This is a genomic window from Gordonia sp. NPDC003422 (genome assembly GCF_053588675.1).
The window spans coordinates 34,306-54,571 of the sequence record NZ_JBSFQL010000030.1 but is presented as its reverse complement, the minus strand read 5'-3'; the positions used below and the strand labels follow the sequence as shown (position 1 = coordinate 54,571).

Sequence of the window (20,266 nt, the reverse complement as noted above, 5' to 3'; positions counted from 1 at the left end):
TAAATGGGCTCATCCCCGCGTCCGCGGGGAGCACCTAGTCGGCGGGCAGCGCCAGCAGCTTCTCCAGGGCTCATCCCCGCGTCCGCGGGGAGCACGGCGACGGCGGATCAGCAGGCACCGGGTCCGTGGGCTCATCCCCGCGTCCGCGGGGAGCACCCGTACAGCACCCGCATCACCAGAATCAGCGACGGCTCATCCCCGCGTCCGCGGGGAGCACACTTTCTGAGCAGCAACTATAGCCCGAAGCGGTCGGCGTTTCCTTCAGACTCAGTTCGACGGTTCGTCTTTTCGCGCCTGCATTCTCCGCGCCTTTCGGTACCGGCTCGCCTTGCTCCATCCGGCCCGTGGTCGAGCCGCACCTTCCAACGACTCTCCCGTATGTGGCCGCCGAACCAAACGCACTCCATCAATGTCTATCGGCTGCCAGTCGTATCGATGGACGAGGAATTCGAGGCGCTGCTCGTTCTGAGCAGGGAACACCATCACTGCACGACCATCCTTGACAAGGTCTTGCACGCGCGCCCACACCAACTCCCGAACTCGCTGGTTGAGTACTCCGACGAAAACACCGGGGCTGATCTCTAGCAACCATCGCGTGAGATGGCCGCGCAGACCAGCTGGGCAAGCTGTAACGATGAGAACTACCACGGCACCTCGAACTCGTCGTCGCCGTGGCTCTGTCCGCTCGCGATGGCCTTGCCGCGGTCATCCCAGAGATAGACCACGTCGGCGTCGTAGTCGGACACCTCAGCGTCGTCACCGACCAGTAGCTGCTTCACATCGGCGGCGCAGCGCGGCAAAAGCCTTGCTGCAAAGACCGCGTCGCGGACCTTACGGCGCGTGACCGCAGGAACATCATCAACACCGTCGTCGGCGGCCACATCGAACGCCACCGGTATGGCAATCTCGGCCTTGTACAGATCCGCGACGTCATACACGAAAGACCGATCATGTCCGGTGTGCACGAATCCCAGCCCGGGCGAACATCCGAGCGCAACAATCACGGCGTGCGCCACACCGTACAAGCAAGTGGTGGCAGCCGAAAGCGCCTGGTTGACAACATCTGACGCCGCGAAGTCGTTGGGATCGTAGTCGCGCCGCTTCCACTCCACCCCCGTCCGTTCGGCATGCTCCCGATAGCTGCGCCGGACTCGCGCCCCTTCCTTCCCACGCAGCTGCTGCATGGTCAGCGCCGACGTATCCTCGCCGGGAAACCTCATCGCGTACATCTTGCGCGCGACGGTCAGACGCGCGTCGCGATTGCTCACCGCCCGTGCCTGAGCATCCAGCAGGCGACTCGAACGCCCCAACGGCCGTCCGTGCGCGTAGTAGCGGACGCCCTGCTCCCCCACCCAAACCGAAGTAGAACCGGATTCCGCCAGCAACACCATCGCCTGGTGGGTGACACGAGTCCCCGGCCCGAGCAGCAGTGCCCCGATTGTTGCCGCCGGGATGTGGATCACCCCACGCTCATCGGTTGCCGTAATAGCATTGTCCGCACGATGCACCGTGCAGCGTTCGAGGTAGATGAACGAAAGGCGATCCGCCACCCTCACCAGCTCCGTGGGTCGAACGGGCGGCGGTCCGGGTACCTCACCCATTACACACGGGAGCCTGTATGCGCCAACGTCATCAGACCGCAGCCATACGCCTTTGCCCGCCCGATTCCGCTAATCAGGGACCCGCGAAGGACATCAGCGTCAGACACCACGAGGATTCCCTCGTAGGTGGCGAACCCGATGGTCACGACCCCCTTGGCGCCAGGCGGCTGTCCCGACTTGCCGAACCGCATAGTGCCCCGCTCCACAATCCGCAATGCTCGGTCGCCGGCACTGTCGTCGGGGATCTCGAATCCGCGACTCTCCGCCCGATCCGTCAGCCATGCCAGTTGGTACTTCTCCGATACGTGCGCAACAGGTTTCGTGTCACCGTCCGGCGTCTTTCTGGCGCTGCGGACGGGATTGGCACGAAGGCGGAACGCGTATCGGCCTCCCGGACGTAAACCGTCCAGAACCGGTAGATAACTTCGCGTCTGCCACATGTCTCCGGTCTGCCATCCGGCCTGCTCTACGACGTGACTCAGGTCAGGTTCGGTGGCGCTGACGATGTACAGGTACGTTTCATCCCTTGTCGGCGAATCCACTCGCCACAGAGGGCGTGAGTCCTTCGGCCCCTGTGCTTTTGGTGGAAAAGCTGATTCGACGGCAGCATGCATGGCCTGCGGATAGGAGAGCAGCTTTCCGGCACCCCGTCGGCGGCGATTGATCGGCATCTTGGTCAGATACATCACGCACCGCCAAGAATTGCCATGGGATCGTGGACGTCTCTGCCGTCCGCGTTCTCCACCGTCACCCAGGTCTCCTCCACATGCCGCCACGCGTACTCACGTCGCCGCGGGTCGAAGCTCACGGGCACGTCGCGCACGGTATCTCCACTGCCCGGCCGGCCGTCGGAAGCGATACGGAGGCTCACCGACTTCCCCTGTTTGCGACGAAATTCAATGGACGCCTGCCACGGGGTGTCCGCCAGGACTTCCACGAGCGGGGCACCCCTCACTTCCAGAAACAACGGCCGACTCGGTGGGCAGGATCGCCGGCCGAGATACAGGGGGTACGTGGGTCGCCTAATTGCATCGGCCAGGGATCGCACCAGGTTTTCATCACCTTCGACGGCCGCGACAAAGATCGCGTCGGCAAGGTAGTACCGATTCGACAGCGGCATCGTGCGCTTGTCATCGAGACTCTTGGCTACTTGGAAGTCTCGCATCAACGTCCCCGGCTGGTCGACACGTACCGCGAATGAGAGGCCGAGAAGATGCTCGATACTCTCGGTACGCCGGATCCCCTGTGCCGCAGCAAGTAGGCCGAGGACACCGCTCTTCGTGGGCTCAGGCCTCGTCTCACGACTTGTGAAGCGGCTCGACGCTCCCCATGCCTGCATCGGGCCGGCGAGGCAGATCGACAACGTGGTCATGCCGATGCACTCAACTCGTCAAGCACGGCGCCCTCCACACGAGCAACAAGGTCACTCAACGCCACGGATTCGCCGAGCGAGGCGGCCCCGGCGTCCGCGTCCGCGATACCGGCACGGAACGTCACCCGGGCAGGACCGTAGGCAGCTGCGATCTCCGCTTCGCGACGCACCAGCTTCTCCGAGGCGAGCGATACCGCGCCCCGGTCCACGGTCGGTGACACGGCCTGCTCGAAGGCACCAACCAGATTCACCGGCTGGTCATCACGGATGGCGACTACCACCACCTCCGGTAGCGTCCTGTTGGCAAAGGTGTTCTGTTTGCCCGTGGGCATAGAGCGCACAAAGGACTCCAGGAACGTTCCGGCAGCGCGGGCGGCTGCAGACGCGTCGCCGAGATTGTCTTCCAGGCCCTTGACGTTGATAGTGGCGTAGCGGTATAGCGTCGACGAGTTGAACTCGATGGTGCCGATCATCCCGGCACCGGTCTCATGCTCAGATTCGTCGAAATCGTCGACGGCGGTGAAGTAGTCGAACTCCTGCTCAACGGCCTGCACACTGATCGCGTGGGCCACCTGCACCGCCGCATCCACGTTCAGCTCGGCATCGTCGGCGATCATCCGACCGAACAAAGCGACATCGATACTGTTGTCGGAGTTGATGATCGCCTTAACCCGCTTCTTGTCCAGCTCCCCGTCGCCGTCGAGGGAAGCGAGCGCAAGCTCGACCAGCGAATCCAGTTGCGTTGCACTGAGAAACAGTAGGTAGCCGGACTCATCAGCCTTCTTCGGCGCACCCTTTGCAACCTTCGGTGCGACCATCTTGATTCCAGCAGCAGTGAACACCTTGGAGGCAAGCTCTCTCGCGGCAGCATCATCGATGCCGTCCCTGCGGGCCGCGATCCGCCGACCGAGCACCTCGGCGACCTTGCGAGTGCGGTATCCGACACCGCTGTCGTCGAGGTTCTCGTTGAAGTGCTTTCGCGTGGCCCGCTTCCACGCCTGACTGGAAACGCGCGCACGTCGGGTTCCGCCAAAGATCGCCGTCTTCGGGCTACCCGTGTCGTCCCGGTTGATGTTGCTCGGCGGAACAGATTGGAGAATGTGGATATCGATGAACATGACGGGGTCAGCCTTCCGTGATCTGGGTTGCGGGAGTGGAGTTTTCTGACGAGTCCGGTTCTCGCCTGACCTGCCGGACGAAGTCTCGTCCCCATTGCAATCGAACCGTTTCGGCCCACCGCCCACCGCGATAGAGCGCAGCAAGGTCATCGGTGAGACGCCCATAGTCGAGTCCGATCGGGGTATCAGCCGACCGCAGCAGTGAGATCATCGACCGGAGGTGTCGTTCGACGCCTACCTCCGTGTCGGCGAGGGCGATCGCTTGAAGTCTTTTCCGGACTGCCGGCTCGTCGTCTGGGGTCATGGCCAGCCGCCGCGCTGCATGTCCCATCGAGACGCCTGCAACCTGCACCGGCACACGCCTCCCCTGTTGGTGGAATGCGTAGAGCCCCAATGCGATACACGTCGCCCGCTCACGCGGAGTCACATGGTCGTCGGATGGCAACTCGGGCACGAGAGCCAGGGTGTTCCCCCACACCTCGGGCGTGGTACCCGGCGGCCTGTTGAGTGACTGCCTCAACCGCGCCAGCCGACCGAGTATGTCGGCATCCCGGGTATCGCTCAGGTACCGCCTCTGTAGCGACGCCACTGAGCCATTCACCGCCATACCCAGATCAGAGAGGCGCTGAGAGGGCCCCTTACTCTCCGGCTGTGTCATTGTCGCCCTTTCCTGTGCTGGCAAATGCCTCTGAGAGTTCACGATTCAGCGCTCTTCGAAAGGTTGACTCGGCCCACGGCGCGTCAATCCATCGCGACTTGTCCTTGTGGTCCTTCACCGATCGCCCGATGAACGCGGGCCGCCCTGCGTCGCGGACCAGTTGATCGGAGAGCTCTCTTGCGATTCCATACAACTGGCGGTGCCAGTTGATAACCAGTTCGTCGGGATCGACCTCGCCGCCGAGTGCGACAACCCACCGTCGGAACGGTTGGTCAACGGCCGCCATGAATTGCATGATCACTCGCTGGCGGTCGCCGTCTCCATCGCCTCCCGATGCGAGCGTCAGATCGCGGGCGAGTGCCCCTAGTGCGCGCGACACCCGCTCGGCTGTGTCGGCAGCGTCGCAGGCCCGCTGCCGAAGCTCATAGGTGGTGAGCCCGGCAATCCGCATGCTCAGGGCGTCATCGACACCAGCACCGATCACACTGGCCTGGTTGTCGTAGCGAAGGCCGTAAACATGAACGACAATCAGTTCGTCGGAGTCGATGACGCTTTGCTGTACGAGGTAGTCGATCCACTTCGTTACACCTGGTGCGTGTCCCGCCGCGCTTCCCCGTGAGTAGTCGTCCACGTCCATGAGCAGACTTTCGACGCCCCGCCACACAGCTCGGCCGGGGTCGAAAGTTCGTGGGTAAAACCGAAGTTCTCCCGCCTTCTTGGACTGGATCTCGCTGTACCGCCACGGCGACCACAACTCGGTGGCGAAACGATTGAACGACTCGAAGGAGTCTCCGTTGCCGATGACGACTCCGGTCACGCGGCCGTCTTCGTAGCGAACGTGGATACGGCGGCTTTGCCAAGTGAGTAGATCGAGTGGCCCATGCGGCTCGATATCCACTCGGGGGAGAACACCGAGATGCTCACGCTCCCATACCGGCACATCGTTGTCGACCATGGTGGGCTCGCCATCGATCACCAACGCGAGACTCAGGAGAAGAGTCTGCGCCAGCGTGTGTCCCTCGACGAGCACTCCTCCGAATTGCCCGACCCACGCGATTCCGATGGGGTACCCCTTACCGCCTTTAGTCCGCGGATCGCGCTTGTCGCCGGTCTTGATGCCCGACGGGTCATACGCCTGCGCGTGCACGATCCATCGCGCGGCCTCCGCAAGTGACAAATCAGCGGCGCCGCTCCCCGCGCGCGTTGTGAAGTACTGGAACTTGGCCGGTACGTCGCTGACGAGGAGCCCGACCGGTTTAAATGCGTCGCTTGATGATTGGAAGTCGGGCACCTGGTAGAAGGGTTTCAGAGGATCCAGGAGGTCAAAACGCGACCGCACCTTTTCGAGGTAGGCCGCGAGTTCGGCAGCCGGCAGCTCTCTGGTGGCCCATAGCTCTTCCCACCGTTCGATCGGCCAATCGCCCCAGTCGACCGCGCGCCGAACGATTGCGAGCAATAGGCGGGTAATGGCGAACTGCTGAGTCGGTAGATCACCCCCGATGGTGGCCAACCGATGCGCGGACACCACAAGTTCCGCGATGGAGTACTCCCTGGTCTGCCCTTCCAGATCGGTCGCGATGATCCAGGGTTCGTCGACCAGATTGAAGGTGTCGATCACGTCAGTTGTTGAGCTTCTCATGTACCAGCCCTTCAGTGTCGTCGTAGCGTAGGCGATAGCCCTGCAATTCAGCTTCGTTATCCACGTTGAGCTCTAGGACCAATTCGCCTGCGAGCCAGCGAGAATCCTGCCATCCGAGGTACATGCGCTTCTCCAGCTCCGCGATCGTCCTCTCCGTTACCTCTGCATTAATGCACAGCGCACGCGGGAGTCGGACGGCCGAACCGAGAACCTTTCGCGCCACCTTCGAGCCGGGCTCGAATTCCGTGACCACCGAATCTCCGCCACATTGCGGTAACAGGTACACCACGTCGCCGACACGGCGGGTGACAAGAACTTCGATACTCTCCTCGGTATCACGAACTTTCGCAAAGCCTTTGGGGTCGTCAACGTCCCCGACGTTCGTGTCCAGCCAGGCGAGCAGGCTCGGTCTCTTCGACGGCCCGCTGATCCGCCATTGCTCGGCCCGCTGCTGCTGGGCGGCTACCTTTGCCCGCTGTTTCGCATCCGCAATATCCAGCGCCGCCCGCCAATCGTCGGCCACGTCGAATTGTTTTGCATATGCACGCTGTACGAGGACCGGGATATCTTGAGGCACAGCGATCACCGGCAGACCCCGGAGCACGGCCGCGGATCTCAGCAGACGCGCCTCGCCGTACACACTGCGCGCGCCGCTCTCCAATTCGGGTGGGCCGGCAAACCACTCACCGACGGCCGTTACCACCAACCGGGGATGCTGATGAGCACCGCGATTGGCCCGCTGGTGCCGGTGCAGTCGACCCAACCGCTGCAGGACCAGGTCGACGGGCGCGAGGTCGGAGATCATCAGGTCGAAGTCCAGGTCGAGGGATTGCTCGATCACCTGGGTGGCGACCACGATCAGCCGGTGGGGCCGCGAACCGTCTCGCCCCAACCTGGCCACCAGTCGCTTCTCGAGTTCTGCTCGATGGTGCTGGACGAACCGTGAATGCACCAGCACCACATCGTCGCCGAACTCCGCGCGCAGTAGCCGAGCTGTCGCCTGGGCTCGGCCAACGGTGTTCCGGATGATCGCGAGACATCCTCCGTCATCGAGGTTTTCGTGGACAAAGCGGACCAGGACATCGTCCTCGTCGTCGAGCCGTTCCAATGCCACCTCGACCGACCGACCAGGCTCAACCGGGTACGTCCGGCGGCTTTCGCCGACCGAGCTGATGATCGGGTACTCGGCGGTGGCCGCAAACTCTCCGGTTCCGTCCCAGCCCCGCCCACGTTCGTATGCCTCCGCCAACTCCAGCCGTTGCGCCGGCGGCAGTGTGGCCGACAGCAGGATGACCGGTACGCGATACGCCGCGAGCCATTCGAGCACTCGCACCAGGTACACCCGCATGTAGTCGTCTGCGGCATGCACCTCGTCGAGAATCACCACTTTGTTGGACAGGGCCAGATGCCGCAGGACAACATGCTTGGCCTTCAAACCGGCGAACAGCAACTGGTCGATGGTGCCGACGACGAAATTGGCGAGCATCGACCGCTTCCGTCCGAAAAACCACTGATGCGCAACGACTTCCACAGCACACCGCGCGGCGCGGGAGTGCCCGCCCGAGTCGATGTCCGTCAGACGCGGACGAAGCCGCGTGAACTCCTCGTTGAGATTCGACTTGCCATGCGCGAGTGAAATACTGGTGACCAGGTCGGAATCCTGGTGCAGTAGCCAACGGTGCACTCGATCGAACATCGCATTCGAGGTGGCCATTGTTGGCAGCGCAACGAATACGCCCGAGCAACCGAAACGGGCGGCGATATGCTCGGCCGCGGCGAGAGCCGCCTCCGTCTTTCCTGAGCCCATTGTCGCCTCGACAATCAACATCCCTGGCTCACTCATGGCTCTCGCCGCGTCAACAACCGTCTGCTGCATCACGTTGGGAGTCGCTCCGGCGGGCAGGTCGAATCGCTGTGTGAGCAGATGGTCCAGGCCGTCAATCGGGTGAGCGGACCACGGTTCGGGAAGCGCCAACAGGTCCCAGGCAGTCGCGGCGGCATCCTCCGACTCCGTCCGGTCCGTGAGTGGAAACAGATCACTACTGGCGATCCAGTCGCACATGATGACGAAACCCGTCCACAGCACCTGCGCGCGGGCCGAAGGCGGTAAGTCCCGCACCTTGTCGAGAACCGGGCCGGCATCAAGTCCCGTCGCGAGGTGGCTGATCAGCTCGTCGCGCGAGGAAGTCCACTCAGGCCCACCGAAATACGTGCTGTTTACGTCCCTGGGGCCGGCCGCACGGGTCGAGGGAGGCACTCCATGATGACCACCGGCAATGACGGCGACCTTCTCGGCCGCGCTGGGTCGATAACCACGGCGCTCGTTCAGAAACGTATGGATCGCGTGGTAGCTGATCACCGAGTGCGGAACCCCTGGACGCTTGCCGCATCCCGGCGGGAAACGCAGACCCGCATCGCGCATCGGGCCGACGAGGTCGATCCCACCCGGCGTGTTCGACATCGACTCGACCTGAATCGCGAACGTCGGGCTGAGCTTGCCGACATCGTGGGTCGCAGCCAGGAACTGCCCGAAAGTGCACGCCTCGTCGTCGGTGAGGCCCTCGCTCAAGAATCGCTTGGTCGACTCCGCCAGCCAACAATGCCAGAGGTAGCCCGCGACCTCGGCCGAGTCTTCACAATGGCGGACCAGCGAGAGCCACTCCCCGGACTCTCGGCGCGATTTCGCCCACGCGGATCGCACTTGGCGACTGAGCATCACACCTCCTTTGGACTCGACCGAAGAAATCTATCGAGGAGCAAAGCAGTCAGGTCTGACATAGCCGAGAAAGTGGTTCGTTCGGTGTACTGCCGATCTATATGCGGCACAGCATGGACACGTGCTGCGAGGCGACTCCGTCAGGACGCATGCGGTCGGCAGCAAGCGCGAACCGAAGTCGCGTCAAGTCCACACAATGACGTTCGGCCGCGAAACCCTCTGCGGTCGCCCAGCGTCCGCACTCGACACGCTTCTCGACAGCCGTGCGGATGGCGTCCTCGATCTCGGGTCTCATAGTTGCACACTAGCGCATGCCCAATTGACGTGCCAATGAGATTGTTCAGTTAGTGGTACTGGCACACCATCCGAGACCCCCGCGTACGCAGGGACAAAAATTTAGACCCTGACGTGCCCAGGAGATCGTTCAGGGTTCATCCCGCTCGGCCGGGAACTGTGCTGCGGTATTCAAGCCTGAGCAGCACGCCATCGATTATGACGTGGACCAACTGGTAACTCCACCAGCGCGTCTCCCCCGCCTCCGTGCCCACCTGCGATAGCAGCACCCACTCGATGTGAACGTGCGCTTCATCGACATAACGCCGAAGGCCGGCCACCCTCGCAGGTGACCGGCCTTGGCGTTGAATTGCGTTGGTAGGCGCGGGTTCTGATCGTCAGATCAGAAGCCCATTCCGCCCATCTCGTCGCCACCCGGCAATGCGGGGGCGGGGTTCTTCTCCGGCTTGTCGGCGACGACGGCCTCGGTGGTGAGGAACAGAGCCGCGATCGACGCAGCGTTCTGCAGCGCCGAGCGGGTGACCTTCACCGGGTCGTTGATGCCGGCGGCCAGCAGGTCCTCGTACACACCGGTGGCGGCGTTGAGGCCGGTACCCTTCGGCGAGTTGAGGATCTTGTCGGCGACGACGCCCGGCTCGAGCCCGGCGTTGACGGCGATCTGCTTGGCCGGAGCCGAGAGCGAGACGCGCACGATGTTGGCACCGGTGGCCTCGTCACCCTCGAGCGACAGACCGTCGATGGCCGGCTCCGACTGCAGCAGGGCCACGCCACCACCGGCGACGATGCCCTCTTCGACGGCAGCCTTGGCGTTGCGCACGGCATCTTCGATGCGGTGCTTGCGCTCCTTGAGCTCGACCTCGGTGGCAGCACCGGCCTTGATGACGGCGACGCCGCCGGCCAGCTTGGCCAGACGCTCCTGCAGCTTCTCACGGTCGTAGTCGGAGTCGCTGTTCTCGATCTCGCCGCGGATCTGGGCCACGCGACCGGCGATGGCGTCGGGATCGCCCGCACCCTCGACGATGGTGGTCTCGTCCTTGGTCACGACGACCTTGCGAGCGGTACCGAGCAGCTCGACGCCTGCACCCTCGAGCGAGAGGCCGACCTCTTCGCTGATGACCTCGCCACCGGTGAGGATGGCGATGTCGGCCAGCATGGCCTTGCGGCGGTCACCGAAGCCCGGAGCCTTGACGGCGACGGACTTGAAGGTGCCCTTGAGCTTGTTGACGACCAGGGTCGAGAGGGCTTCGCCCTCGACGTCCTCGGCGATGATCAGCAGCGGCTTGCCGGCCTGGATGACCTTCTCCAGCAGGGGCAGCAGGTCCTTGATGGTCGAGACCTTGCCCGAGACCAGCAGGATGTACGGGTCGTCGAGGACGGCTTCCTGACGGTCGGCGTCGGTGACGAAGTAGCCCGAGATGTAGCCCTTGTCGAAGCGCATGCCCTCGGTGAGCTCCAGCTGCAGCCCGAAGGTGTTGGACTCCTCGACGGTGATGACGCCTTCCTTGCCGACCTTGTCCATGGCCTCGGCGATGAGCTCGCCGATGGACGGGTCGCCGGCCGAGATACCCGCGGTGGCAGCGATCTGCTCCTTGGTCTCGACCTCCTTGGCGCTCTTGAGGAGGGACTCGGTGACGGCCTCGACGGCCTTCTCGATGCCGCGCTTCAGACCCAGCGGGTTGGCGCCGGCAGCGACGTTGCGCAGACCCTCACGGACGAGAGCCTGAGCCAGAACGGTGGCGGTGGTGGTGCCGTCGCCTGCGACGTCGTCGGTCTTCTTGGCGACTTCCTTGACGAGCTCGGCGCCGATCTTCTCGTACGGGTCCTCCAGCTCGATCTCCTTGGCGATGGAAACACCATCGTTGGTGATCGTGGGGGCGCCCCACTTCTTCTCCAGGACGACGTTGCGACCCTTGGGTCCCAGCGTGACCTTGACTGCGTCGGCAAGGCTGTTGAGGCCCCGCTCGAGGCCGCGGCGGGCCTCTTCGTCGAACGCGATTTGCTTGGCCATGGGTAAGTGATCCTCCGATAGGGGGTGACACCAGGTATTGATGGCCGGAACTTCGGTGCCCGCGACGGACGACCGGTGTGTCATTCGGTACCGGTCTCACCGTCCCGACCTAGCACTCACACTACGCGAGTGCCAATGACCGTTTTAGCACTCGGACCAGGCGAGTGCAAGGTCGGGACGCGGGCGTTCGCCGCCAGCCGAACGACAGTCGACGCGCATCCGATCCCAGGTCGGTTAGGGTCGGTCGGGTGGGGTATCTGCTCGTCATCATCGTCGCACTGCTGGCGATCATCGCCGTCGTCGTGATCTTCAACTTCCTGGGCAATCGCAAACTGCGCAAACTCGAGGAACAGGGCCTCCACCAGCGCACCCACGGCCCGGCCGACCCGTTTTCCTCGGCCGACGACGACTCCGTCTACGGCAACCCGCGCACCCTCAAGCCCGGCGACCTCGTCGAATTCCGCGGCCAGACGCATGCGGTTCGCGGAACCCTGGTGCTGACCCAGGGCAGCTTTCAGTGGACCGAGCATTTTCTCGACACCGGCCTCGGCTCCAAGGCATGGCTGTCGGTGGAGGACGACCCCGATCTCGAGGTCATCCTGTGGCGTGAGCTCAAGGGTGTGACCATGGTGCCGGGCCCGCAGACCATCGAACTCGACGGCGGCCGACGCTACGAGTCCGACGAATCGGGATCGGCGACGTTCACCTCGACCGGGACAACCGGGCTCAACCCGACCGGCTCCCTGCGCTACCACGACTACCAGGCAGGCGACGAGCGTCTGTCCTTCGAGGACTTCGGCGGCGGCTGGGAATGCGCGCGCGGCGAGGTGCTCGACGCGGGTGAGTACCGGATCTATCCGAGCAGCTCTGCTCCTGGAGCGCCGTGAGTCCCGCTTCACCGCCCGACGGCTCGACAGAACTCGCCGTCGCGTTCGCTGACACCAGCGCCGGACAGCTCGGGTATTCGCTGACCGCCCCGGAACAGCCGGCGCTCGCCACGAGCTCTGGCGAACTCGGCGGGATCACTGTCTCGTTGCGGTTGCTCGGTGCGAGTCACCAAGTGATCGTCGACGACGGGAATCAGCATCTGTGCGAGACCGTCGCCTGCTTGCCCGAGGTGACGTCCGCACTTCCCGAGTCCTTCCAGCACCTCGACTACTACTTCGCCTCCCGGGTCGACGCGGTGCATCCCGACGCGCTGGCCGACCTGGTCGACGACCTTCACCGTCGCGTCGCCGACCGCATCGCCGAAGGCATGCCGGCGCTGATCGGACACTTCCCGGGCGCGCCGCACGCGGTCACCGCGATCGTGGCCGACGACGAACCCGACGCGATCTCGTGGCACACCTGGCATACCTATCCGCAAGCCGGTGAAGTCGTGCTGACCACGAGCAGGCTGGGTCGGGGCGCGGTGATTTCGGCGTGAGTGTGTCTCCCCCTGGCGGTTTCGGCGCACCCGAGCCCGATCCGCTCCGCTCGCTGCGTCGTACCCGAAACATCATCATCGCCGTGATCGCCGGGGTGACCATCCTGATCCTGATCGGCTCCTGCGGCTACAACGCCTTCAAGCAGAACAATGCTCGCCAGTACGTCACGTCGAACTATCAGCGCGACGCATCGCTCGACGAGAGCGGAGTGCAGGCCTACATCGCCGACGGCACACCGTCGAAGGTCGCAGACGAGATCAGCGACGCCGAGAACCCCAACGACCGGCGCGAGGGTGATGCCGCCGCAGCGGGCGCCGTGGCCGGATCGCTGTTCATGCAGTACCCCGACTACCTCATCGGCCTCTTCCCCTACGGCAACGACAAGACACGCGTGATGGTCAGTCGCGATTACCGGTCGGGCTACAACCACTATCACAACTACGTCGGCGGATATTGGGTTCCCACACCGAATTTCGGCGGCAACGGGAGCGACAACCGCGGCGGCGGAAGCAACGGAGGCGGAAAATGACCTTCGACGACGATCACCCTCACAGCACGACGGACCACGAAGAACCGGAGAATACTCATGATCTCGATAGGTGACATCGCGCTCAACGCCGCCTACGCCGCGGCCTACTCGGGTGTCGGGGTCCTCCTGATGCTCATCTCCTTCGCGGTCCTCGACGTGCTCACGCCCGGCAACCTGCGCCACCAGTTGTGGGCCGACCGAAATCGCAACGCCGGCATCCTCGTTGCCACCAACCTGCTGTCGGTCGCGATCATCGTCACCGCGGCGATCGTGTCCAGCGAGGGACGGCTCGCGGTGGGGCTCACGTACACAGTGGTCTACACCATCATCGGAATGGCCGCAATGGCACTCACTTTCGTCATCGTCGACCTGTTCACGCCCGGCAAGCTCGGCGAACTCGTCGTCGACACCGAAAGTCACCCGGCCGTGTGGGTACACGGCGTCACCCACGTCGGCACCGCGTTGATCATCGCCGCCTCTATCTTGTGACGCCAACCCCTGAGCATGGATCGCCCCGAAATGCCGCTGCCTGAGCTCCTTCCGCTGCCTGAGGTGCGACGAGCGCTAGCGAGGAGCCTCGAAGGCCTGGTGAGATGACGTCGCCAGACCCTTCGAGGCTCGTCGCTGGCGCTCCTCACACCTCAGGGAGCGGGAGGACGACCGGGAGCGGGCAGGCTACCGGGAGCGAGAAGACGACCGCTACCCGCTGGTCCCGATCCGCGCTCCTGGCCGTCGTCTTTGTCTGCGCTGCTTGTGGTCTCGTCTACGAGCTGGCCCTGGTGTCGTTGGGGTCGTTCCTGATCGGCAACACCGCAACCCAGGCGTCGATCGTGCTCGCGGTGATGGTTTTCGCAATGGGTGTCGGGTCGCTCGCCGCCAAACCGCTTCAGCCGCACTCGGTCACCGCGTTCGCGGTGATCGAACTGGCCCTCGCGTTGCTCGGTGGATTGTCGGTGATGGCGCTGTACGCGGCGTTCGCCTATCTTGCGCTGTACACGCAGGCGCTCGTGGTGGTCGCGTTTGTGTTGGGTCTGCTGATCGGTGCCGAGATCCCGCTGCTCATGGTTCTGCTGCAACGGATTCGGCGGCAGGAGGCGGGCTCGGCGGTCGCCGACATCTTCGCCGTCGACTACATCGGCGCCCTCGTCGGCGGCCTGTGTTTCCCATTCCTGCTGTTGCCGTTCTTCGGTCAGCTGCGGGGTGCGCTCGTGGTCGGCCTGGTGAACGCCGCGGCTGGTTCGTTCTTGGTGTTCGTGGTGTTCCGGCGGTCGTTGAGCCCGATGCGGATGGCACTGCTCGGCACCGCCGCCGTAGCGGTGGTCGCGGCGCTGGTCGCGGCTCTCGTCTACTCGTCGAAGTTCGAGGTCACCGCCCGTCAGGCGCTGTACCGCGATCCGATCGTCGCGGCCGAACGCACGCCATATCAGGACATCGTCATCACCGAGCGTCGTACCGCCGAGGGACCGGACACTCGGCTCTACCTCAACGGCGACCTCCAGTTCTCGTCGATCGACGAGTACCGGTATCACGAGGCGCTGGTGCATCCGGCGATGTCGGGAGCACATGCACGGGTACTGGTGCTCGGCGGCGGCGACGGCCTGGCCCTGCGGGAAGTACTCACCTACCCCGACGCCGGGGACATCACCCTTGTCGAACTCGATCCCGAGATGATCCGTCTCGCCCGGAACGACGAGCGGCTCGTGCGCTTGAATCGCGGATCGATGACAGATCCGCGCGCGCGGGTGATCACCGCCGACGCCTTCACCTGGCTGCGGCAGGCGAACCAGCGCTACGACGCGATCATCATCGACATGCCCGACCCCGACGAATCCGCCACCGCCAAGCTGTATTCGACGGAGTTCTACGCACTGGCCCGCGCGCACCTGGCCGACGGTGGACGGATGGTGGTGCAGTCGGGATCACCGTACTTCGCGCCGAAGTCGTTCTGGTGCATACAGTCCACCCTGCGCGACGCAGGGCTCTGGACGCAGCCGTACCACGTCGACGTACCGTCCTTCGGCGACTGGGGTTTCCACCTCGCCGCGAACGAGCCGGTTCCACTCGCCGTGCACGCTCCCAGACCGCTGCGATTCCTCAGCGCCGACGAACTCGCGTCGGCCGCCGTCTTCCCGCTCGACCGCCCACCCCTCGACATGCCGCCGTCGACGCTCATGGACCCCCGCATCCTACGGTACGCCCAGAGTGAGTGGACTGTTTACTGATTCCCCACCGCCTGGACCCCCCTCCACCCTCCGCTCGCCGACCTTCCACCCACCCCACCTCCGCTCGCTGACCCTGCACCCGCCCCACCTCCGCTCGCTGACCCTCCACCCGCCCCACCTCCGCTCGCCGACCCTGCACCCGCCCCACCTCCGCTCGCCGACCCTGCACCCGCCCCACCTCCGCTCGCTGACCCTCCACCCGCTCCCTGAGGTGCGAGCTTGCGAGCCTCGAAGGGGCTTGGTGAGACAACGATGTCACCGCAGGCAGTGTCTTCGAGGCTCGCAGGCTCGCACCCCAGCCATCGGTAGGCAGGGGCTTCGAGGCTCGCAGCCGGCGGTGGTGAGTGTTTTCTGCCCGAGTCACAGCGCGACCGCGCCGCACCGTCGAAGATGGGTGCATGTCCAGCGGATTGGCGGTGTTGATCGCTGTGCTCGCGACGATCGTCGTCGTCGGTGTCATCATGCTGATCCGGACGCGGCGAGTGGTCGCGACCCCCACCGAGCGTGCGGTGCACACCACCCTGCACACGGCATCGCGGGCCGCGCGGTCGCTGCGTACCGGGCTGACCGCGGAGTCCGCCGCCGAAGCGCTGCCCCACCTCCGATCGCTCACCGCCGCCGACGCCGTGGCCCTCTACGACGACGAACCACGTCGCCTCGCACACGACCCCGTCGACGACGACATCTGGGACGCCGACATGCTCGCCCACGCCGACCGGGCCGCCGCGTCGGCCGCCGACAACCAGCGCCGCGTCCTGTCGACCGACCCGTCGTACTCCGAATCACCGGTCCGCGCACTCATCGCCCAACCCCTGGTCGCCGGGGATGAGCGGCTCGGCGTCCTCGTGGTCGCGACCACGCGCCGACCCGGGCCGGGCATGCTGGGCGCGGTTGCCGAGGTGGCCCGGTACGTGTCGAGCCAGGTCGAACTCGCCGACCTCGACGCCTCCCGCGCCCGCCTCGACCGCGCCGAGGTGCTCGCCCTGCGCGCACAGATCAGCCCGCACTTCATCTACAACGCCCTCAACACCATCGCGTCCTTCGTCCGCACCGACCCCGACCGCGCCCGCGAACTCATCCTCGAGTTCGCCGACTTCACCCGGTACTCGTTCCGCGCGGCCGGCGAGTTCACCCTGCTCGCCGACGAACTGCGCAACATCGACCGCTACCTCACCCTCGAACGCGCCCGATTCGGGCCCGCGCTCGAGGTGCGTCTACACGTCGCGCCCGAGGTGCTCAACGTGGTGGTGCCGTTCCTCGCCCTCCAACCCCTGGTGGAGAACGCCGTCCGACATGGTTTGGGCGGCAAGGGCGGTGGCGTCATCACCATCACCGCCCGCGACGAGGGCACCGACTGCGTGATCACCGTCGAAGACGACGGGGTTGGCATGGACCCGGAGATGCTGCGCTCAGGTGTGCTCGACGCGCTGGAACCGTCTGCGCCAACTACCTCGGGACCGGACCCTTCGGGAGAGACCTCCGAGGGTGCTCACGTGGGGCTCACGAATGTCGACCATCGTCTGCGCGCGGCCTTCGGCAACGATTACGGTCTAGTGGTCGAGACCGCGGTCGGTGCGGGCACCAAGGTCGGGATGCGAGTACCGAAGTTCCGCGCGGGCGTGCACGTTTAGGAGGTGACCGATGGACGATCTCGTGGTCCTCGCCGTCGACGACGAACGTCCCGCGCTCGACGAGCTGTGCTACCTCCTCGAGCGACAAGATGCCGTGGGGACCGTTCTCGCCGCGTCCGATGCCACTGGCGCGCTGCGCGAACTCAACGACCATCGCATCGACGCCATCTTCCTCGACATCAACATGCCCGGACTCTCCGGACTCGAACTCGCCGGCGTGCTGGGCCGCTACACCGAGCCGCCGGCCATCGTCTTCGTCACCGCGCACGACGACAAGGCGGTCGACGCCTTCGAGGTCGGCGCACTCGACTACCTCCTCAAACCACTGCGCGAGGATCGCCTGGCACAGGCCGTGGACCGCGTGACGAGCAATCGGGACAATGCAGATTCCACGCCACAACCGCAGAGCGACAACATGACCGGCACCACCGACACATCGGACGAGGTGATCCCGGTGGAGATGAGTGGCGTCACATCGCTGGTGCGACGCGACTCCATCTCGTGGGTGGAGGCCGTCGGCGACTATGCCCGGCTACACGCCGACTCCGGCGCACACCTTGTGCGAATACCGATGTCCACCTTGGAATCTCGCTGGCAGGATCACGGCTTTGCCCGCGTGCATCGCTCGTATCTGGTCGCTCTCAAGATGGTCACCGGGTTGCGCACGTCGGGGTCGACGACGGTAGTCAGCGTCGGCGAGAACGGCCGATCTCCAGCGGTGGAGCTTCCGGTCAGCCGACGTCAGCTGCGTGAGATCAAGGACCGCATCATTCGAGACCCGCTCCGCACCTACCGCTCTGGGGAACCAGGCGGGCGAACATGACCTCGAATCCGCCACCACGTGAACGGGTTGTCCTCGCGTCCCGACGCGGCGCACGTACCGTCCGGACCCGGGTGGAGGTGCAGGAACAGACCGAGGTCGGCGACACGCTGGTTCGTGGCCTGATGCGTGCCCAGCTCGGGCTCGCACTTCGGCTGGGCGGTAGTCTGCTGGTTCTGATCGTGGCAATTCCGTTGCTGGGACTGGCCTTTCCCTCACTTGGCGAGCTCACCGTGTTCGGCATCCGGTTGCACTGGATCGTCCTCGGTGTCCTCCTCTACCCGATCGTGTATCTGACCGGCTGGCTGTACATACGGCTCGCCGAACAAGCCGAACGCGACTTCATGGGTGTCGTCGACGACGACACCGATTCAGACAGTGACGGCCCGTGAGCCAGCACGTCGACGCCCTGACCGCGGCGGCCCTGCTCGTCGCGGCGGTGGCGACCATCGCGGTCGGCGCCTACGGCGGACGCTTCTCGCGAACCACGTCGGACTTCCTCGTTGCTTCGCGGACGGTCGGGTCGCGGTGGAATGCCGCCGCCGTATCCGGCGAATACCTCTCGGCGGCATCCTTTCTCGGCGTTGCCGGACTTGTCGCGAAGTACGGCGCCGACGCGCTCTGGTATCCGGTGGGGTTCACCGCGGGCTACCTGGGGCTACTGCTGTTCGTGGCCGCACCCCTGCGTCGCTCCGGGGCCTACACGGTGCCCGACTTCGCCGAGTTCCGATTGTCGTCGAAGCCGGTGCGCACCACGGCGATGATCGTCGTGGTGGTGGTCTGCGTGCTGTATCTGATCCCCCAATTCCAGGGCGCCGGACTGACCCTCAACATTCTGCTCGGCGCCCCGGTCTGGGTCGGCGCCGTTGCGGTCGGGGCCATTGTGATCGTCAACGTCGTCGGCGGCGGCATGCGGTCGATCACCTTTGTCCAGGCCTTTCAGTACTGGCTGAAACTCACGGCCATCGCGATCCCCGCACTGGTACTGCTGGGTGTATTCGCCGGGGATCGAGCCCATCTCGGCGAGCCCGCACCGCCTCGCGTCTCGGTCGCCACCACGGTCGACGTCACGACTGACGTGCTGGTCACCGTGAGTGATCCGGCCGGCATGCGCATCTCTGGGATTGTGGATGGCCGCGCGGTCGACGACGAGCCGATCCTCGCGCCTGGACATCACCACATCTCGGCGGGCAGCGTGATCGCTCTCGACGCCGGAGCCGCGACCCCGGTCATCGCCGGCGCGCCGGCCACCGGTTCGGAATGGATCTCCCCCGGCCACGGTCTCGGTGGCGATCACGCTCTCTACCAAGTGCTTTCGCTGATCATTGCGACCTTCCTCGGCACCATGGGCCTGCCACACGTCTTGGTGCGGTTCTACACCAACCCCGACGGCCGGACTGCGCGTCGGACGGCGCTGACCGTGATCGCGCTGCTGTCGCTGTTCTATCTGTTTCCGTTGCTGCTCGGCGTCTTTGCGCGCCTGTACGTCCCTGAGCTCCTGATCACCGGCACGGCCGACGCCGCTGTTCTGCTGTTACCGAGTGCTGCGGTAGGCGGTGTGGGCGGCCAGATCCTGGCGGCACTCGTGGCCGCCGGGGCGATCGCCGCGTTCCTGGCCACCTCGTCGGGCTTGCTCGTCAGCGTCGCCGGAGCATTGGCCACCGACGTTCTGCGCGGCAGGGTTCGTGACTTCCGGCTGGCGGCGGTGATCGGCGGCGTCATCCCGGTGGGACTGTCCCTGGCGGCGACTTCGCTGGAACTGTCACGGACCGTCGGCCTGGTGTTCGCGGTCGCAGCGTCGACGTTGTGTCCTCTTCTGGTGCTGGGTATTTGGTGGCGCGGGCTCACCGCGCCGGGCGCGATCGCCGGCCTGATCGTGGGTGGAGTGTCGGCCGGCGTAGCCACCAGCCTCGCGATCGCCGGGGTCGCCGACGACGACGCATTCAACGGCTGGCTCGCGGTCATCATCGGGTACCCGGCCGCAGTCACCGTGCCGCTCGCGTTCGGGACCATGATCGGCGTCAGTCTGGCCACCCGCAGCCGGGTGCCCGCCGATCTGTCACGCACGTTTGCACGAATGCACGTGCCCGAACGCCTCGGCATGGGCGTCGAGCGACTCCCGGGCGACTGACCTTCTGAACTGGGCAAATGCGATAGTGCCGTGGCCGCAAAATCTAGGGGAAGAACTTCTTCCCCGGGGTATGTAGTCGTCCGCGAGAGTTTTCTGGGGG

At 64.9% G+C, this 20,266-nt stretch carries 19 protein-coding genes and 1 CRISPR repeat array (1 of these 20 cut by a window edge); of the genes, 9 read left to right on the top strand and 10 right to left on the bottom strand.

From position 1 onward, the window contains the following. Nucleotides 1-217: a CRISPR direct-repeat array (repeat unit 29 nt; unit sequence GGGCTCATCCCCGCGTCCGCGGGGAGCAC); it reaches 362 nt to the left of the window's first position. 50 nt (nt 218-267) lie between these two features. From cas2e to groL, 10 genes are all read right to left on the bottom strand, one after another. Next, nucleotides 268-648 carry a type I-E CRISPR-associated endoribonuclease Cas2e gene (cas2e, locus tag ACWDTF_RS21295; RefSeq protein ID WP_355276882.1) on the bottom strand — a complete coding sequence of 127 codons (381 nt, stop codon included), beginning with the start codon at nt 646-648 and terminating at the stop codon, nt 268-270. Further along, a complete protein-coding gene (gene cas1e / locus ACWDTF_RS21290; RefSeq protein WP_355276884.1) occupies nt 642-1,601 on the bottom strand; it encodes a type I-E CRISPR-associated endonuclease Cas1e in 960 nt (319 codons plus the stop codon). The genes cas2e and cas1e overlap by 7 nt, the downstream gene beginning before the upstream one ends. Then, a complete protein-coding gene (gene cas6e / locus ACWDTF_RS21285) occupies nt 1,601-2,287 on the bottom strand; it encodes a type I-E CRISPR-associated protein Cas6/Cse3/CasE (protein ID WP_355276886.1) in 687 nt (228 codons plus the stop codon). Before cas6e ends, cas1e begins: the two co-directional genes overlap by 1 nt. Continuing rightward, entirely contained in the window at nt 2,287-2,973 is a 687-nt protein-coding gene (gene cas5e / locus ACWDTF_RS21280) for a type I-E CRISPR-associated protein Cas5/CasD (RefSeq protein ID WP_449755028.1), read from the bottom strand. Before cas5e ends, cas6e begins: the two co-directional genes overlap by 1 nt. Further along, nucleotides 2,970-4,091, bottom strand: coding sequence for a type I-E CRISPR-associated protein Cas7/Cse4/CasC (gene cas7e / locus ACWDTF_RS21275; RefSeq protein WP_355276890.1), 1,122 nt, complete (start codon nt 4,089-4,091; stop codon nt 2,970-2,972). The genes cas5e and cas7e overlap by 4 nt, the downstream gene beginning before the upstream one ends. Nucleotides 4,092-4,098: 7 nt before the next feature. After that, complete coding sequence (casB, locus tag ACWDTF_RS21270) at nt 4,099-4,698, bottom strand: type I-E CRISPR-associated protein Cse2/CasB (protein WP_449755027.1); 600 nt, start codon at nt 4,696-4,698, stop codon at nt 4,099-4,101. Between the two features lie 31 nt (nt 4,699-4,729). After that, nucleotides 4,730-6,388 carry a type I-E CRISPR-associated protein Cse1/CasA gene (gene casA, locus ACWDTF_RS21265; protein WP_355276894.1) on the bottom strand — a complete coding sequence of 553 codons (1,659 nt, stop codon included), beginning with the start codon at nt 6,386-6,388 and terminating at the stop codon, nt 4,730-4,732. Then, entirely contained in the window at nt 6,369-9,104 is a 2,736-nt protein-coding gene (cas3, locus tag ACWDTF_RS21260) for a CRISPR-associated helicase Cas3' (RefSeq protein ID WP_355276896.1), read from the bottom strand. The genes casA and cas3 overlap by 20 nt, the downstream gene beginning before the upstream one ends. A gap of 97 nt (nt 9,105-9,201) precedes the next feature. Beyond that, nucleotides 9,202-9,399: a hypothetical protein gene (locus ACWDTF_RS21255; protein WP_355276898.1), complete on the bottom strand. Its 198-nt coding sequence runs from the start codon at nt 9,397-9,399 to the stop codon at nt 9,202-9,204. Between the two features lie 381 nt (nt 9,400-9,780). Next, nucleotides 9,781-11,406, bottom strand: coding sequence for a chaperonin GroEL (gene groL, locus ACWDTF_RS21250; RefSeq protein WP_449755026.1), 1,626 nt, complete (start codon nt 11,404-11,406; stop codon nt 9,781-9,783). Between the two features lie 248 nt (nt 11,407-11,654). On the opposite strand from groL, the gene ACWDTF_RS21245 reads away from it, so the two are divergent. The 9 genes from ACWDTF_RS21245 to ACWDTF_RS21205 all read left to right on the top strand — a co-directional run bounded on the left by ACWDTF_RS21245 (nt 11,655) and on the right by ACWDTF_RS21205 (nt 20,166). After that, nucleotides 11,655-12,293 (top strand): DUF4178 domain-containing protein, encoded by a 639-nt coding sequence (locus tag ACWDTF_RS21245; protein ID WP_355276900.1) that lies wholly within the window; start codon nt 11,655-11,657, stop codon nt 12,291-12,293. Continuing rightward, a complete protein-coding gene (locus tag ACWDTF_RS21240; RefSeq protein ID WP_355276903.1) occupies nt 12,290-12,832 on the top strand; it encodes a DUF2617 family protein in 543 nt (180 codons plus the stop codon). The genes ACWDTF_RS21245 and ACWDTF_RS21240 overlap by 4 nt, the downstream gene beginning before the upstream one ends. Continuing rightward, nucleotides 12,829-13,362 (top strand): DUF4247 domain-containing protein, encoded by a 534-nt coding sequence (locus tag ACWDTF_RS21235; protein ID WP_240859827.1) that lies wholly within the window; start codon nt 12,829-12,831, stop codon nt 13,360-13,362. The genes ACWDTF_RS21240 and ACWDTF_RS21235 overlap by 4 nt, the downstream gene beginning before the upstream one ends. A gap of 57 nt (nt 13,363-13,419) precedes the next feature. Further along, nucleotides 13,420-13,851 (top strand): DUF350 domain-containing protein, encoded by a 432-nt coding sequence (locus ACWDTF_RS21230; protein WP_240859829.1) that lies wholly within the window; start codon nt 13,420-13,422, stop codon nt 13,849-13,851. Nucleotides 13,852-13,955: 104 nt separating this feature from the next. After that, nucleotides 13,956-15,584 (top strand): polyamine aminopropyltransferase, encoded by a 1,629-nt coding sequence (locus tag ACWDTF_RS21225; RefSeq protein WP_449755025.1) that lies wholly within the window; start codon nt 13,956-13,958, stop codon nt 15,582-15,584. A gap of 398 nt (nt 15,585-15,982) precedes the next feature. Further along, nucleotides 15,983-17,215, top strand: coding sequence for a sensor histidine kinase (locus ACWDTF_RS21220; protein ID WP_449755024.1), 1,233 nt, complete (start codon nt 15,983-15,985; stop codon nt 17,213-17,215). Nucleotides 17,216-17,225: 10 nt separating this feature from the next. Continuing rightward, nucleotides 17,226-18,038, top strand: coding sequence for a LytR/AlgR family response regulator transcription factor (locus ACWDTF_RS21215; RefSeq protein WP_240859831.1), 813 nt, complete (start codon nt 17,226-17,228; stop codon nt 18,036-18,038). Next, the gene (locus ACWDTF_RS21210; protein ID WP_240859833.1) at nt 18,035-18,427 is read left to right on the top strand and encodes a hypothetical protein; all 393 of its coding nucleotides are present in this window, start codon (nt 18,035-18,037) and stop codon (nt 18,425-18,427) included. Before ACWDTF_RS21215 ends, ACWDTF_RS21210 begins: the two co-directional genes overlap by 4 nt. Then, nucleotides 18,424-20,166: a sodium:solute symporter family transporter gene (locus ACWDTF_RS21205; RefSeq protein WP_433257778.1), complete on the top strand. Its 1,743-nt coding sequence runs from the start codon at nt 18,424-18,426 to the stop codon at nt 20,164-20,166. The genes ACWDTF_RS21210 and ACWDTF_RS21205 overlap by 4 nt, the downstream gene beginning before the upstream one ends. The last annotated feature ends 100 nt before the right edge of the window (nt 20,167-20,266 follow it).

Coding starts and splice junctions, on each gene's coding strand:
- ACWDTF_RS21220 (WP_449755024.1), top strand. CDS start 15,983: ATGTCCAGCGGATTGGCGGTGTTGATCGCTGTGCTCGCGACGATCGTC.
- ACWDTF_RS21215 (WP_240859831.1), top strand. CDS start 17,226: ATGGACGATCTCGTGGTCCTCGCCGTCGACGACGAACGTCCCGCGCTC.
- cas1e (WP_355276884.1), bottom strand. CDS start 1,601: ATGGGTGAGGTACCCGGACCGCCGCCCGTTCGACCCACGGAGCTGGTG.
- cas7e (WP_355276890.1), bottom strand. CDS start 4,091: ATGTTCATCGATATCCACATTCTCCAATCTGTTCCGCCGAGCAACATC.
- cas3 (WP_355276896.1), bottom strand. CDS start 9,104: ATGCTCAGTCGCCAAGTGCGATCCGCGTGGGCGAAATCGCGCCGAGAG.
- ACWDTF_RS21255 (WP_355276898.1), bottom strand. CDS start 9,399: ATGAGACCCGAGATCGAGGACGCCATCCGCACGGCTGTCGAGAAGCGT.
- casB (WP_449755027.1), bottom strand. CDS start 4,698: ATGGCGGTGAATGGCTCAGTGGCGTCGCTACAGAGGCGGTACCTGAGC.
- ACWDTF_RS21210 (WP_240859833.1), top strand. CDS start 18,035: ATGACCTCGAATCCGCCACCACGTGAACGGGTTGTCCTCGCGTCCCGA.
- ACWDTF_RS21230 (WP_240859829.1), top strand. CDS start 13,420: ATGATCTCGATAGGTGACATCGCGCTCAACGCCGCCTACGCCGCGGCC.
- casA (WP_355276894.1), bottom strand. CDS start 6,388: ATGAGAAGCTCAACAACTGACGTGATCGACACCTTCAATCTGGTCGAC.
- ACWDTF_RS21225 (WP_449755025.1), top strand. CDS start 13,956: ATGACGTCGCCAGACCCTTCGAGGCTCGTCGCTGGCGCTCCTCACACC.
- cas5e (WP_449755028.1), bottom strand. CDS start 2,973: ATGACCACGTTGTCGATCTGCCTCGCCGGCCCGATGCAGGCATGGGGA.
- cas6e (WP_355276886.1), bottom strand. CDS start 2,287: ATGTATCTGACCAAGATGCCGATCAATCGCCGCCGACGGGGTGCCGGA.
- groL (WP_449755026.1), bottom strand. CDS start 11,406: ATGGCCAAGCAAATCGCGTTCGACGAAGAGGCCCGCCGCGGCCTCGAG.